Here is a 12,763-nt window from a genome sequence, read left to right on the forward strand (position 1 = left end):
AATCAAAAGCCGGAATACCAATAACGTTAAACATTTTAAACACCTTTTTTAAATTCTTGAAAGAATTATGAAAATAAACAAACAAAGCAAGAAACCGCATAAAGTACCAGTGGTAGACATCAAGAAGTTATATTGCTCTATTGTTAAATTAAGAAAGACTTTATCCATAAATTTAAACCCCAAAAACTACTGACGCACTCCGTTTGTCGGCTTAAAGCTTTGCTTTGCACTCTGCTTTAAGCTTTAAAATTTACGTGCTAATTTTTAAAAAGACTAAAAGCGGAAGTAATGGCAGTAACACAAGCAAAAAAGACAATTACAACAGCAAAGAAAGAATTTAAAAAAATTCCTAATTTCGTAACATCTATAAAATCAAAATACACTTTTAATCTTTTTAAAAATTAGCCCCCCAATAAAGGGGAACAAGCTATTTTAAAAGAGAAAGACCTTTTTTAACAGCAAAAATTGCAGCCAAAACAACAATGACTGCACCAGCTACGCCCATAAATGGAGCGATATTAAGATCGCCAGTTACTGTGCCGTCTGCACCCATTGTTATACCAGCTGCAAGAGCATTGCTCGACATTGTGCTAACAGCAGCAACACCACCTAAAACCTTAGCCTTAGTAGAAGAAAGAATTTTTTTCATCTCTAACCCTTTTTGTTAAAATTTAGTAGCCTTTAACTACTTATTTAAGGAAACACGGACTTAAATAAGTAGTTAAAGGGGATAAACCCCTTTATTTATTTTCAGGTTTTTTTGCAGGCTTTGTATCAAATAGGAAGTATTCAACTGGATTAGCGATCGTAATTATTCTTTGATCGTTAGGGAAGCCACCTTGAACAGGTATCTCTTCGCCTTTTTTAAATTTTTCTTTTATTGCAGCCGCTACAAGTCCAGCGGTATTGTTATCAGGGCAGATAATTTTAAAAACTACTTTTTGCTCAACTTCATCAGTAAAGCCGGTCTTTTCATTAACAACATCATAGATATTTGATGAAGAAATACGAACTGAAGAAGAGTAATCATTACCTTCAAACTTACCAGAAGCAGAACTTCTAACAAGACCACCTTTAAGAATATACTTTAAATCATATTCAGACTTAACGATTTCCATTTTAACACCTTTTTTAGTTTATTTTTTGTTTTTGAAACACCATTTAACTTGGCTCCGAAAAGGTGTTTCGTCCAAACGGAGCCAGAATAGTTTAATGCCATATTCAGGGCAAAACCTATGCAATTTTTGATATAATTTTGTTGCGAACAAAAATCAAAAAATTATGCACAATAATTGTGCATTTGGATAATGAAATGTTAAATAAAAAACCCTTAAAAATTAATAAAATGCAAAATAATTTGTCAAAAAGTATGAAAAATGACTAGACAAGAATTAGCAGACAAATTAAATATTACTAGAAATACACTCACAAATTGGGAAAAAGAAAAGCCAGAATTAATACGATTAATAAATCAAGGTTTAGCACTAGATGAACAAATTTTAGAAACCAAAAAATTTCTAGAAAGATTAGAAAAAATAAGAGAAAAAGCAAACAATGGAAAAATAAATACTAAGATAAATAAATCAGAGGAATAATGTTGGAACAAAATTTAAATCTAATTATTCCACTCATAAAAATTTTTATATCTGTAATGCCTATTTTATTATTTATATTTTTAATAAAATTAATAATAAATTTTATAGAAAAACAAGTAAGAAAAACAAATTTTAAAAAAAGGAATTTTATGCAAATTATAACAGCAAAACAAATAGCAGAAGCATTTAATAAAAATTCAAAAGAGATAAACGAAGCTTTTGTAAATATAGGTTATGCCGAAAAATGTAGTAATGGATATACAGTAACACAACTTGGAAAAAGTAAAGGTGGAGAGCAAAATTTTTATATGGGAAAAGCAAATATTAGATGGACAGAAGAAATACTAAAAGATGATATCTTTATAAACGAAATAAAAAAAGAACAAAAAGAAGAAAAAGAAGAAAAAGAAGAAAAAGAACAGAAAGAAGAAAAGCAAGAAAAGCAAGAAAATTTTAGAGATAAATTTAAGGCAGAGTATAGAACTAATGATGGACACTATGTAAGAAGCAGGGCTGAAGTAATTATATCAAACTGGCTATTTGGGGAGTGTATAGCACACGCTTATGAAAAAAGAGTTCCAATAGAAGAAGATATGTATTGCGATTTTTATATACCAAAAGGAAAAATTTATATAGAATTTTGGGGATACGAAGAAGATGAAAAATATTTAGCGAGAAAGGAAAAGAAGAAACACCTTTATAAAAAATATGGTTTAAATTTAATAGAAATAGATAATGAAATAATAAACAATATAGATGACTTTTTACCAAAAGAGCTTTTAAAATTTGGGATTAAATTAAACCTTGATTAAGATATATTAAGCATAAACGAGCTTAATATCAAGGGCATTTACAACCTTAAATATACTTTCAAATCTAGGTTTTGAATTTTCTTTAAACATCTTATAAAAGCTTTCCCTATTTAAATTTGCTTTTTTCGCAACTTTCTCAATACCTTTTGATTTTGCTATATAAAACAAAGCCCTTTTAAATTCTTCGATATCGCCATCAGACAAAACCTGATTTAAATACTCTTTTCTTAATTCATCGGTTGTTAAATAGTCTTCTAAATTAAATTTTGTAAATTCTTCTTTCATTTATAATCCTTTAATATCTCTTTTGCTTTTTTAATATCATCGCTTTGACTGTCTTTATCACCAGCATTTAACAATATAATTATTTCATCGCCATTAAAAGTAAAAAATATTCTTATTCCACCACGATTAAAAAATCTAAGCTCATATAAATCAGTATCAATAAATTTATAATCTCCTAAATGATCTTTAGTTTCTATTTGATCTAATCTTCTTAAAATAGAAATTTTAACAACCGGATTATTTAATTTATGTAACCATTTGTCAAATGTAGTGCTTTTTAATATTTTCATAAAATGGATTTTAAAAAAATGTAGCTTAATGGCTACTTATAAAAGACCATAACGCTCATAACCCGAAGGTCGGCGGTTCAAATCCGTCCTCCGCAACCAAATGCCTCATATCTTTATCATCTAAAAACTATGCACCAACCCCCACACCATCACGTATATCATCAACATTTAGATGGACGTAATGTAGGCTACTTTTAATATCCCTGTGACCCATAAAAGCCATCAGTTTATGAGCATTAAATCCCTTCAAACTCACTAACCTAGAAGCCACTGTATGGCGTAATATATATATTGTTTTCTCCCTTATATCCTAGATGGTTTCTTACAGCCCACCACATACGATTTGCTGTATCGTGGTTTAGATGAGTTATAGGGCACTTGTTTAAGGGTAGGTCTTTGCAGTTGTCATAAGCCCCTTGAGATACCCAGTAGTAAGCCATACGAAGCACTTGGTCGTCTTTTGTTTCAGTAAAGAGTTTGCGTGCCTCTATTTTACTTACGCTCTTAGCTATCTCTAAGCGTTGTTTTATGGCTTTGAAGACTAGAATAGTTTTGTTTTAATATGTAAAAAGGAGATTAGTAAAAATAGGTTTCATAACTTTTAAATATAAAAAGAGAAATTTCCACTTAGTATTATTTTATGGGTTATTAGTATAAATTTAAAAATATAGAAGGGGGCGAATGCCCCTAATTATTATTTTAAAGTTTGGATGTATTCAGCTACTGCTTTTGCATCTTCGTCGCTCATTGGAGTAGCGATTGGTTTCATCATAGCGCCAAGACCAAATTTATTTGCTCCTGTTTTATAACCCTTTAGTGCCTCTTCGATAGCTGCTGCATCAAGAGATGTTAAAGCTGGAACTTTATTATTAAACATTTTTTCAGCTTTTGCACCATGACAGGCGATACATTTTTTGTAGATAGCAGCACCATCTGCAGCAAAGGCAGCAGTTGAAAGTAGAGCCGCAACGCTAGAAACAATTAGTAATTTTTTCATTTTTCATCCTTTGTAAAAAAGTTTGTGCATTATAGTACAAAAAGGTAAATTCGCAAGAAGCTAGTTAAAATATTTTGGCTATAATCACCAAATGAATAAAAATGAGCCTATTAAAGCACTTTTTCTGGATAGAGACGGCGTAATAAACGAAGATGCTGGATATGTTTGCGAGATCAAAGACTTTAAATTTATTGATGGCATTTTTGACGCATTGAGAGAATTTAGCGATGCTGGCTACAAGCTCTTTGTCGTGACAAACCAATCAGGCATCGGTAGAGGCTACTACACGCAGGAGCAGTTTGACGCTCTAAACAAATTTATGCTAGAAAATTTCAAAAAAGAGCAAATTTTTATCACCAAAGTCTACTTTTGTCCGCACGCCCCAGAGGCAGATTGCGCTTGCAGAAAACCAAATCCAAAAATGATACTTGATGCCTGCGATGAGTTTAATATCGACCTTGAAAACTCGCTCATGATAGGCGATAAGCCAAGCGACGTCGAGGCTGGCAAAAGGGCAGGTGTTGGTAGAAATTTCTTGCTTGATGGGATAAATTTTAAAGATGTAAGAGATGTTTTAAATAAGCTAAAAAAGGAAAAATCACTATGAATTTAAATGGGAAAAAGATAGTTATAACTGGCGGCGCTGGCTTTATAGGCTCGGCGCTGGCGCATTATTTTGATGAAAATTTTAAAGATGCTCACGTACTTGTCGTGGATAAATTTAGAAACGACGAGACATTTAGCAACGGCAACCTAAAAAGTTTTGGCCATTTTAAAAATTTACTTGGATTTAGGGGTGAAATTTATGCTGGCGACATTAATGATGAGAGTACGCTTGAGAAGATAAAAAACTTTCGCCCAGACGTCATCTATCACGAAGCGGCGATCTCAGATACGACCGTAAAAGAGCAGGACGAGCTAATAAAAACAAATGTAAACGCTTTTGTAAATTTGCTTGATATTTGCGAGAGTTTAGGCGCAAAGATGATCTATGCAAGCTCTGGAGCGACTTATGGCAACGCAAAGAGCCCACAAACCGTCGGTGAATGCGAAGCGCCAAACAACGTTTATGGCTTTAGCAAACTAAGTATGGATAATATCAATAAAATTTACGCAAAGCGTGGTGTGAGCGTGGTTGGACTAAGATATTTTAACGTTTTTGGCAAGGGCGAGTTTTTCAAAAACAAAACCGCCTCGATGGTGCTTCAGTTTGGTCTGCAAATTTTAGCTGGCAAGACCCCAAGGCTTTTTGAGGGCAGCGATCAGATCAAAAGAGACTTTGTTTACATAAAAGATATCATTGATGCAAACATAAAAGCACTTGACGTGCCAAGTGGTGTCTATAACGCAGCTACTGGCAAGGCTAGAAGCTTTCAAGATATCGCTGACATCTTGCAGCGTGAGATCGGCGTAAATTTAGGCAACGAATACATAAAAAACCCATTTATCGGCTCGTATCAGTTTCACACCGAGGCCGACGTAGCCCCAGCTCGCGAGGCATTTGGCTTTAGTGCTACGTGGAGCTTGGAAGAGGCGATAAAAGACTACTTGCCAGAAATAAAGAGAATCTACAAGGAAGAGATAAATGGCTAAGAGAGTTAAAATTTTAGTTGTCGGCGATCTCATGCTGGACCACTATATTTGGGGCAGCTGCGACCGCATCTCTCCTGAAGCACCAGTGCAGGTAGTAAAGATAAATGACGAAACCTATACGCTTGGTGGCGCTGGCAATGTGGTGAGAAATTTGCTTTCCCTTGGCGCAAATGTGAGTGTGGCTAGCGTTTTGGGAGATGATGAGGCTGGTAAAAAGATAAAAGAAAGGCTTGCTGAGTTAAATGTAAAAGATGAGCTGATCCTTACTGAAAAAGGGCGTGAAAGCTCGATAAAAAGCCGTATCATGGCGTCTCACCAGCAAGTTGTCAGGATCGATAAAGAGAGCGTAGTCAAGATAAATTTAGAAGATGAGCTTATCTTAAAGGTCAAAGAAAACCTTGCAAATTTCAAGGCTGTTTTACTAAGCGACTACGGCAAAGGCGTGCTTAGCGAAAAAGTCTGCCAAGAGATCATAAACGAGTGCGTGAGACTAAATATCCCAGTTCTTATAGATCCAAAAGGCAGCGACTACTCAAAGTATAAAAACGCTACCCTTCTAACGCCAAATAAAAAAGAGGCGAGCGAGGCTACAAATTTAAAGATAAAAGACAAAGTTGAGCTTGAAAAGGCGATAAAACAGCTAAAAGACGATCTAAATTTGACCTATTCGATCATCACGATCTCGGAAGAGGGCATCGCGCTATATGATGATAGGCTACACATCTTTGCCGCCAAAGCAAAAGAGGTCTTTGACGTCACAGGTGCCGGGGATACGGTGCTAGCTACACTTGGCTATATGCTGGCAAATGGGGCTGACATAAAAGAGGCGATAAAGATAGCAAACCTCGCAGCAGCCGTCGTCGTGGCAAAGATCGGCAGTGCAACGGCTAGCTTTAGCGAGATCGAGCAGCTGCTAAATAGCTCATTTGGGGCAAATTTCGAGCACAAGCTTAAAAGCGTTGAGGAGCTAGAAGAAATTTTGAGCCAAAAGGACAAAAAAAAGGTTATTTTCACAAATGGCTGCTTTGATATCTTGCACGCTGGGCACGTAAAATACCTAGCGCGAGCAAGGGAGCTTGGCGATCTTTTGATTGTCGGGCTAAATTCTGATGCTTCAGTTAAGAGGCTAAAAGGCGAGGCGAGGCCTATAAACTCGCAAGATGATAGAGCCTGCGTGCTAAGTGGGCTTGGGTTTGTCGATTATGTCGTGATATTTGACGAGGATACGCCATTAAATTTGATAACAAAGATAAAGCCTGACGTGCTTGTAAAAGGGGCTGATTACAAAGGCAAAGAGGTTGTTGGCAGCGAGATCGTAAAAGAGGTCAGGCTCATTGACTTTGTCGAGGGCAAAAGCACAACAGGAATAATAAAAAGGATAAAAGATGCTAAAAACGATGATAAAAAATGAGCTCGAGGCTCACCAAAAGACCTTTAGTGAGCATGTAAATTTGCTGGGTAGCCTAGAGCGCGCTTGCCAGATGGTGGCTGATACGCTCAAAAATGGCAAAAAGGTGCTGATATGTGGAAACGGCGGCTCTGCGGCGGATGCACAGCACTTTGCAGCCGAGCTAACTGGCAGATATAAAAGCGAGCGCCAGCCACTACCAGGCATCGCGCTAACCACCGATACTTCAGCTCTTACGGCCATTGGCAACGACTACGGCTTTGACTATGTTTTCTCACGCCAGTTTGAGGCTTTAGCTCAGTCAGGCGACTTGCTCGTGTCGATCTCAACAAGCGGCAACAGCAAAAATGTCCTTGAAGCTATAAAAAGTGCCAAGAAAATGGGCGCATCAGTGCTTGGACTTAGCGGCAAAGGCGGTGGTGCGATGAATGAAGGGTGTGATCTAAATTTAGTCGTTAGCTCAAGCGATACAGCAAGAATTCAAGAGTCTCACATCTTTTTCATACACACGATCTGCCAGGCCGTAGATGAGGCTTTTAGGAGCTAAAATGCAAGAAGCGATGGATAAATTTTTAAGTGATCCTAGCGAGAAAAATGAGATAAATTTGATATCGGCTTTAAAAAAGGCTAGCTTTTTTGCTCCGGTGCTTTTAAACCAAGCGCTTGCAAAGCCTGATGGTGGCGTAGTTTATGAGGAGGAGGGCTCAAATATCAAATTTATCCTGCTTGAAGATGAGGGCGAGAAGCTTAGCTACTTTCCGGCATTTACTAGCAAAGAGGCGATGAAGCTTTGGCGAAACGATAGTGAGCAAGAGAGCATCGAGATAGGGCTAAAAGAGTATCTTGCGATGCTACAAGAGAGCAGCTATGCTGGAGTTGTGATAGATGCATTTAGCTATGATTTTATTCTTAAAAAAGAGCAGATGGCAAGAATTTTAGACTAAAATTTTCATCGCACTATTGCCAAAGTCGCTGATTTGCTATTTAGCAAGTTTTTATCAATTATTGGTTAAAATCAGCCAAGCTAAATTTAAGGAAAAAAATGAAAGACAACCTACTTGAATTAACCCAAGATATCGCGTCTGTTGATATCGAAGAGTCTATAAAAACTAGCTATCTTGACTACTCTATGAGCGTCATCGTCGGACGTGCTTTGCCTGACGCTAGAGACGGACTAAAGCCAGTTCATAGAAGAATTTTATACGCTATGGATAACCTCGGCGTTGGCAGCAGAAGTGCTTATATGAAGTCAGCTCGTATCGTCGGTGAAGTCATCGGTAAGTACCACCCACACGGCGACACAGCGGTTTATGACGCACTTGTTCGTATGGCTCAGAAATTTTCTATGCGCTATCCAGTCGTTGATGGACAAGGAAACTTTGGCTCGATCGATGGCGACAGCGCAGCTGCGATGCGTTATACCGAAGCTAGAATGACTATGCTTACTGAAGAGCTTTTAAAAGATATCGACAAAGACACGGTTGATTTTGTACCAAACTACGATGATAGAGAGGTTGAGCCAGATGTTTTGCCTAGCCGTGTGCCAAATTTATTATTAAATGGCTCAAGCGGTATCGCTGTTGGTATGGCGACAAATATCCCACCACACAGCCTCGATGAGCTTATAGACGGTCTTTTGCTCCTTCTTGAAAACAAAGAAGCAACACTTGAAGAGGTGATGGAATTTATCAAAGGCCCAGACTTCCCAACTGGCGGTATCATCTTTGGCAAAAAGGGCATCATAGAAGCCTACCGCACAGGTCGTGGCAGGGTTAAACTAAGAGCCAAAACTCACATAGAAAAAAAGCCAAACAAAGACGTCATCGTCATCGACGAGCTACCATATCAAACAAACAAAGCAAGACTTATCGAGCAGATCGCTGAGCTTGTAAAAGACAAGCAGATAGAGGGCATTAGCGAGGTTAGAGATGAGTCTGATAAGGATGGTATCCGCGTCGTCATCGAGCTAAAACGCGACGCTATGAGCGACATCGTGCTAAACAACCTCTTTAAATCAACCACGATGGAGAGCACTTTTGGCGTTATTATGCTTGCTATTAATAACAAAGAGCCAAAGGTATTTAACCTTATCGAGCTACTTAAGCTATTTTTAAATCACAGAAAAACGGTCATCATTAGAAGAACGATATTTGAGCTTGAAAAAGCGCGCGCAAGGGCTCATATATTAGAGGGTCTAAAGATCGCACTTGATAATATCGACGAAGTGATCGAGCTTATTAGAAATAGTGCCGATACAGCGGTTGCTAGAGAAGGGCTGATGAGTAAATTTAACCTCTCAGAGCTTCAAGCAAACGCTATCCTAGATATGAGGCTAAGCAAGCTAACGGGTCTTGAGCGCGAGAAACTAGAGGCTGAGCTGGCCGAGCTTATGGCTGAGATCGCAAGACTTGATGAAATTTTAAAAAGCGAGACATTGCTTGAAAATTTGATCAAAGAAGAGCTTCTTGAGATCAAAAATAAATTTAAAGTACCAAGAGTTACTGAGATCGTTGATGACTACGATGACATCGATATCGAAGACCTCATACCAAATGAAAATATGGTTGTAACCATAACTCACCGCGGCTACATCAAGCGTGTGCCAAGCAAGCAGTACGAGAAGCAAAAACGTGGTGGCAAGGGTAAAGTAGCGGTCACGACATACGACGATGACTTTATAGAGAGTTTCTTTACTTCAAATACTCACGACACGCTTATGTTTGTGACAGACCGCGGACAGCTATACTGGTTAAAGGTCTACAAAATCCCAGAGGGAAGCCGCACGGCAAAGGGCAAAGCAGTTGTAAATTTGATCCAGTTGCAGCCTGATGAGAAGATAAAAGCGATCATCCCAACGACTGACTTTGACGAGAGCAAATCGCTAGCATTCTTTACTAAAAACGGTATCGTAAAACGCACAAATTTAAGCGAATTTAAAAACATCCGCTCAGTTGGCGTAAGAGCGATCAGTCTTGATGAGAACGACGAGCTGGTAACTGCTCTCATCGCTCAAACATATGATGATATGCCAGTGACTGACCCTGAAAATGAGCTAAGCGTTGAGACAGAGGTACTTGAAGTTGAAGAGCTTCAAAATGAGATCGATGAAGATAATACAAATGCTGAAGATGACACAAGCTCAAGCGATGAGACAATGCTATTTGTGGTGACTAAAAAAGGTATGTGCCTTAAATTTAAGATCAGCAAGGTTCGCCAAATGGGAAGAACTGCTCGTGGCGTAACCGGCATTAAATTTAAAGAGCCAGGCGACGAGGTAGTGGGCGCAGCAGTCATCGAAAGCAATGATCAAGAAATTTTAAGCATATCTCAAAAAGGTATCGGCAAACGCACAACTGCTGACGAGTACCGCTTGACAAATCGTGGCGGCAAAGGCGTAATTTGTATGAAGCTAACAAACAGAACGGGTGATCTAATCGGCGTTGTAATGGTTGATGAAGAGCAAGATCTAATGGCTCTAACATCAAGCGGCAAAATGATTAGGGTCGATATGCAAAGCATCCGCAAAGCAGGACGTAACACAAGTGGCGTGATCGTTGTAAATGTAGATGGCGATGATGTTGTAAGTATCGCAAGATGCCCTAAGGCTGAAGATGGTGATGATGAAGAAGCATCAGGCGAAGATATGGGGCTTTTGGAATAAAATTTGCTGTTAAATTTTAAATAAAAGCATAAAAAGGTTGTTTATGAAGATTAAAATTTTATTTTTTGCTGTAATGGCGACACTTTTTAGTGGTTGTACATTTAACGGCTTTATGGGTGAGCCGACAAGCACATCAAATCGCAACGTAGTCATCCAAAAGGTCGATAAAGACGATCTTAGAGAGGTGATGAAAAAAGAGAAGATGATATATGATAGCGCTCCAAGAGAGACTACTTTTAGAGCTACAGGTGAGGGTATAGCTCCGTTAAATTCGCTCTCTTATGCTCAGTCTGTAACTTTAGCAAAAAGAGCAGCAATGGCCGATGCCTATTCGCAGCTTGCTGGCAAGCTCTATGGCGTAAAGATTAACGCTGAAGATACTGTAAGAGATGCGATGCTAAATGATTCATCTATCACTTCAAAGGTGCAAGGTCTTGTTAAAAATGCAAGAATTGTAAGTGAAAATTTCAAAGATGGGCTTTATAAGGTAAATATGGAGCTTAAGATAGACGAAGATAAGTGGCGAGAAGTCTTTTCTTACTAACGATACTTTTAAATTTTGCCTTTTGCTTGGAGGAGTTTATCTTTTGGGCAAATGTTAATACAAAAAACCAAATCATCGCTCACGAAGAAATTTCTTTTTCACGAGCGATGACTCTCACACCGAATCCAAAACCAAAATTTCTTTGCCAGATAGATGCTTTTAAAGATGAAAACACTACAACTATTGGTTTTTTGAATTTGCATAAAGATGAAATTTTTGATTGCTTTGTTTTAAAAAAAGTGATGGTAAAAAATGAATTTAAAAGAAAAAATAATGACATTTCACACACTTCAAATTTGAAAATTTTACCAGTTAGATTTATGGTGGAATTTAAGCCAAAATCCGCTATTATCGGCATACTTCAATAAAAAGAGATCAAATGAATATCGTCATAGTAGAAGATGACATCAATATGCGAAGGTCGCTTGAGATCGCACTTGGCGAGTATGAAGAGCTAAATATAAAAAGCTATAAGAGCGCAGTTGAGGCCCTAAAAAAGCTAAGCGACGACACTGATCTAATCATCACCGACATAAACATGCCAAAGATGGACGGACTTGAGTTTATTAAAGAGTTAAACGGTAAATTTGACGTCATCATAATGACAGGAAACGCGACACTTAACAAGGCGATCGAAAGCGTTAGGCTTGGCGTGAAGGACTTTTTAACTAAGCCGTTTGACGTTTCAACGCTTTACGAGGCGATAAAAAGGGTCGAGCTTCTTAAGCAAAAGACTCCAAAAACTATAAAAAAAATAGAAACAAAAAGCGAAACTACAGGGTTTTTAGCTACCTCAAAGGCGCTTGAAACTACGCTCAATATCGCGCTAAAAGCGGCAAGAACAGATGCTTCAGTCATGCTTAGTGGCGAAAGTGGCGTTGGCAAGGAAGTCTTTGCTAAATTTATCCACGCAAACTCGCCAAGAAAAGACGCTGCATTTATAGCTCTAAACATGGCGGCGATCCCTGAAAATTTGATAGAAAGTGAGCTTTTTGGCTTTGAAAAAGGTGCTTTTACTGACGCTGCGGCTACCAAAAAAGGGCAGTTTGAGCTGGCAAATGGCGGAACGCTATTTTTAGATGAGATCGGTGAGATGCCTATAAATTTACAGCCAAAATTGCTTCGTGCGATTCAAGAGCGCGAGATAACAAGGCTTGGCGCCACAAAGAGCGAAAAGATCGACGTTCGCATCATCTGCGCTACAAATGCAAATTTAGAGCTTGCGATGAAAGAGGGTAGGTTTAGAGAAGATCTTTTCTATCGCCTAAATACGATCCCGCTTTTCATCCCGCCACTTCGCGAGCGAAAAGATGAAATTTTACCTATCGCGCAGGATGCTTTAGAGAAGTGCTGTAAAGAGTATGGCTTTGAGGCTAAAAATTTCTCAAAAGCAGCAAAAGAAGAGCTTTTGAGCTACGACTATCCGGGCAACATAAGGGAGCTCATCTCAGTCGTGCAGCGTGCAGCGATACTAAGCGAGGGCGATGAAATTTTGCCAAAAGATCTATTTTTACAAGCCAGAAGCAAAAAATAGCCATAAATTTAAGTAAAATTACAAAAATTAAAAAAGATAAGGAG

General features: G+C 38.2%; 17 protein-coding genes. 11 read left to right on the forward strand and 6 right to left on the reverse strand.

Annotated features, from left to right (window positions below; translation table 11 throughout):
- Nucleotides 1–427: 427 nt before the first annotated feature.
- Together MTT30_RS02780 and MTT30_RS02785 are read right to left on the reverse strand one after the other, a co-directional pair.
- On the reverse strand, nt 428–649 hold the full coding sequence (locus MTT30_RS02780) for a hypothetical protein (RefSeq protein ID WP_429800902.1): 222 nt from the start codon (nt 647–649) through the stop codon (nt 428–430).
- A 91-nt stretch (nt 650–740) separates the two neighbouring features.
- Nucleotides 741–1,118: a hypothetical protein gene (locus MTT30_RS02785; protein ID WP_429800903.1), complete on the reverse strand. Its 378-nt coding sequence runs from the start codon at nt 1,116–1,118 to the stop codon at nt 741–743.
- A 258-nt stretch (nt 1,119–1,376) separates the two neighbouring features.
- Here MTT30_RS02785 and MTT30_RS02790 point away from each other — a divergent pair, with 258 nt between their 5' ends.
- Both MTT30_RS02790 and MTT30_RS02795 read left to right on the forward strand, forming a co-directional pair.
- A complete protein-coding gene (locus tag MTT30_RS02790; RefSeq protein ID WP_054196526.1) occupies nt 1,377–1,595 on the forward strand; it encodes a helix-turn-helix domain-containing protein in 219 nt (72 codons plus the stop codon).
- 2 nt (nt 1,596–1,597) lie between these two features.
- Nucleotides 1,598–2,407: a hypothetical protein gene (locus MTT30_RS02795; protein WP_429800904.1), complete on the forward strand. Its 810-nt coding sequence runs from the start codon at nt 1,598–1,600 to the stop codon at nt 2,405–2,407.
- Nucleotides 2,408–2,413: 6 nt separating this feature from the next.
- On the opposite strand, the gene MTT30_RS02800 is transcribed toward MTT30_RS02795, so the two are convergent.
- The 4 genes from MTT30_RS02800 to MTT30_RS02815 form a co-directional block, all read right to left on the reverse strand.
- The gene (locus tag MTT30_RS02800; RefSeq protein WP_054196527.1) at nt 2,414–2,692 is read right to left on the reverse strand and encodes an addiction module antidote protein; all 279 of its coding nucleotides are present in this window, start codon (nt 2,690–2,692) and stop codon (nt 2,414–2,416) included.
- Complete coding sequence (locus tag MTT30_RS02805) at nt 2,689–2,982, reverse strand: type II toxin-antitoxin system RelE/ParE family toxin (protein WP_103649333.1); 294 nt, start codon at nt 2,980–2,982, stop codon at nt 2,689–2,691. Before MTT30_RS02805 ends, MTT30_RS02800 begins: the two co-directional genes overlap by 4 nt.
- Nucleotides 2,983–3,109: 127 nt before the next feature.
- A complete protein-coding gene (locus MTT30_RS02810; protein WP_429800905.1) occupies nt 3,110–3,232 on the reverse strand; it encodes a hypothetical protein in 123 nt (40 codons plus the stop codon).
- Between the two features lie 444 nt (nt 3,233–3,676).
- On the reverse strand, nt 3,677–3,979 hold the full coding sequence (locus tag MTT30_RS02815; RefSeq protein ID WP_072594134.1) for a c-type cytochrome: 303 nt from the start codon (nt 3,977–3,979) through the stop codon (nt 3,677–3,679).
- Nucleotides 3,980–4,070: 91 nt separating this feature from the next.
- Between MTT30_RS02815 and gmhB the strand changes: the two genes are divergently transcribed.
- The 9 genes from gmhB (at nt 4,071) to MTT30_RS02860 (ending at nt 12,719) form a co-directional block, all read left to right on the forward strand.
- Nucleotides 4,071–4,586 (forward strand): D-glycero-beta-D-manno-heptose 1,7-bisphosphate 7-phosphatase, encoded by a 516-nt coding sequence (gmhB, locus tag MTT30_RS02820; protein WP_429800906.1) that lies wholly within the window; start codon nt 4,071–4,073, stop codon nt 4,584–4,586.
- Entirely contained in the window at nt 4,583–5,572 is a 990-nt protein-coding gene (gene rfaD / locus MTT30_RS02825) for an ADP-glyceromanno-heptose 6-epimerase (protein ID WP_429800907.1), read from the forward strand. Before gmhB ends, rfaD begins: the two co-directional genes overlap by 4 nt.
- The gene (gene rfaE1 / locus MTT30_RS02830; RefSeq protein WP_429800908.1) at nt 5,565–6,983 is read left to right on the forward strand and encodes a D-glycero-beta-D-manno-heptose-7-phosphate kinase; all 1,419 of its coding nucleotides are present in this window, start codon (nt 5,565–5,567) and stop codon (nt 6,981–6,983) included. Before rfaD ends, rfaE1 begins: the two co-directional genes overlap by 8 nt.
- Nucleotides 6,958–7,527: a D-sedoheptulose 7-phosphate isomerase gene (gene gmhA, locus MTT30_RS02835; RefSeq protein WP_429800909.1), complete on the forward strand. Its 570-nt coding sequence runs from the start codon at nt 6,958–6,960 to the stop codon at nt 7,525–7,527. The genes rfaE1 and gmhA overlap by 26 nt, the downstream gene beginning before the upstream one ends.
- Nucleotide 7,528: 1 nt before the next feature.
- A complete protein-coding gene (locus MTT30_RS02840; RefSeq protein WP_429800910.1) occupies nt 7,529–7,924 on the forward strand; it encodes an SseB family protein in 396 nt (131 codons plus the stop codon).
- A gap of 98 nt (nt 7,925–8,022) precedes the next feature.
- Entirely contained in the window at nt 8,023–10,641 is a 2,619-nt protein-coding gene (gyrA, locus tag MTT30_RS02845) for a DNA gyrase subunit A (protein WP_429800911.1), read from the forward strand.
- Between the two features lie 43 nt (nt 10,642–10,684).
- Nucleotides 10,685–11,185, forward strand: coding sequence for an LPP20 family lipoprotein (locus tag MTT30_RS02850; protein ID WP_429800912.1), 501 nt, complete (start codon nt 10,685–10,687; stop codon nt 11,183–11,185).
- Nucleotides 11,161–11,553: a hypothetical protein gene (locus MTT30_RS02855; RefSeq protein ID WP_429800913.1), complete on the forward strand. Its 393-nt coding sequence runs from the start codon at nt 11,161–11,163 to the stop codon at nt 11,551–11,553. Before MTT30_RS02850 ends, MTT30_RS02855 begins: the two co-directional genes overlap by 25 nt.
- An 11-nt stretch (nt 11,554–11,564) precedes the next feature.
- Nucleotides 11,565–12,719 (forward strand): sigma-54-dependent transcriptional regulator, encoded by a 1,155-nt coding sequence (locus MTT30_RS02860; protein ID WP_429800914.1) that lies wholly within the window; start codon nt 11,565–11,567, stop codon nt 12,717–12,719.
- Nucleotides 12,720–12,763 lie beyond the last annotated feature (44 nt).

This window comes from Campylobacter concisus (genome assembly GCF_050447445.1).
GTDB lineage: Bacteria > Campylobacterota > Campylobacteria > Campylobacterales > Campylobacteraceae > Campylobacter_A > Campylobacter_A concisus_BI.

What these genes read in the sequence shown, in the direction of transcription:
- MTT30_RS02780 (WP_429800902.1), bottom strand. Translation starts at nt 649, where the DNA reads ATGAAAAAAATTCTTTCTTCTACTAAGGCTAAGGTTTTAGGTGGTGTT.
- MTT30_RS02785 (WP_429800903.1), bottom strand. Translation starts at nt 1,118, where the DNA reads ATGGAAATCGTTAAGTCTGAATATGATTTAAAGTATATTCTTAAAGGT.
- MTT30_RS02790 (WP_054196526.1), top strand. Translation starts at nt 1,377, where the DNA reads ATGACTAGACAAGAATTAGCAGACAAATTAAATATTACTAGAAATACA.
- MTT30_RS02800 (WP_054196527.1), bottom strand. Translation starts at nt 2,692, where the DNA reads ATGAAAGAAGAATTTACAAAATTTAATTTAGAAGACTATTTAACAACC.
- MTT30_RS02805 (WP_103649333.1), bottom strand. Translation starts at nt 2,982, where the DNA reads ATGAAAATATTAAAAAGCACTACATTTGACAAATGGTTACATAAATTA.
- MTT30_RS02815 (WP_072594134.1), bottom strand. Translation starts at nt 3,979, where the DNA reads ATGAAAAAATTACTAATTGTTTCTAGCGTTGCGGCTCTACTTTCAACT.
- gmhB (WP_429800906.1), top strand. Translation starts at nt 4,071, where the DNA reads ATGAATAAAAATGAGCCTATTAAAGCACTTTTTCTGGATAGAGACGGC.
- rfaD (WP_429800907.1), top strand. Translation starts at nt 4,583, where the DNA reads ATGAATTTAAATGGGAAAAAGATAGTTATAACTGGCGGCGCTGGCTTT.
- rfaE1 (WP_429800908.1), top strand. Translation starts at nt 5,565, where the DNA reads ATGGCTAAGAGAGTTAAAATTTTAGTTGTCGGCGATCTCATGCTGGAC.
- gmhA (WP_429800909.1), top strand. Translation starts at nt 6,958, where the DNA reads ATGCTAAAAACGATGATAAAAAATGAGCTCGAGGCTCACCAAAAGACC.
- MTT30_RS02840 (WP_429800910.1), top strand. Translation starts at nt 7,529, where the DNA reads ATGCAAGAAGCGATGGATAAATTTTTAAGTGATCCTAGCGAGAAAAAT.
- gyrA (WP_429800911.1), top strand. Translation starts at nt 8,023, where the DNA reads ATGAAAGACAACCTACTTGAATTAACCCAAGATATCGCGTCTGTTGAT.
- MTT30_RS02850 (WP_429800912.1), top strand. Translation starts at nt 10,685, where the DNA reads ATGAAGATTAAAATTTTATTTTTTGCTGTAATGGCGACACTTTTTAGT.
- MTT30_RS02860 (WP_429800914.1), top strand. Translation starts at nt 11,565, where the DNA reads ATGAATATCGTCATAGTAGAAGATGACATCAATATGCGAAGGTCGCTT.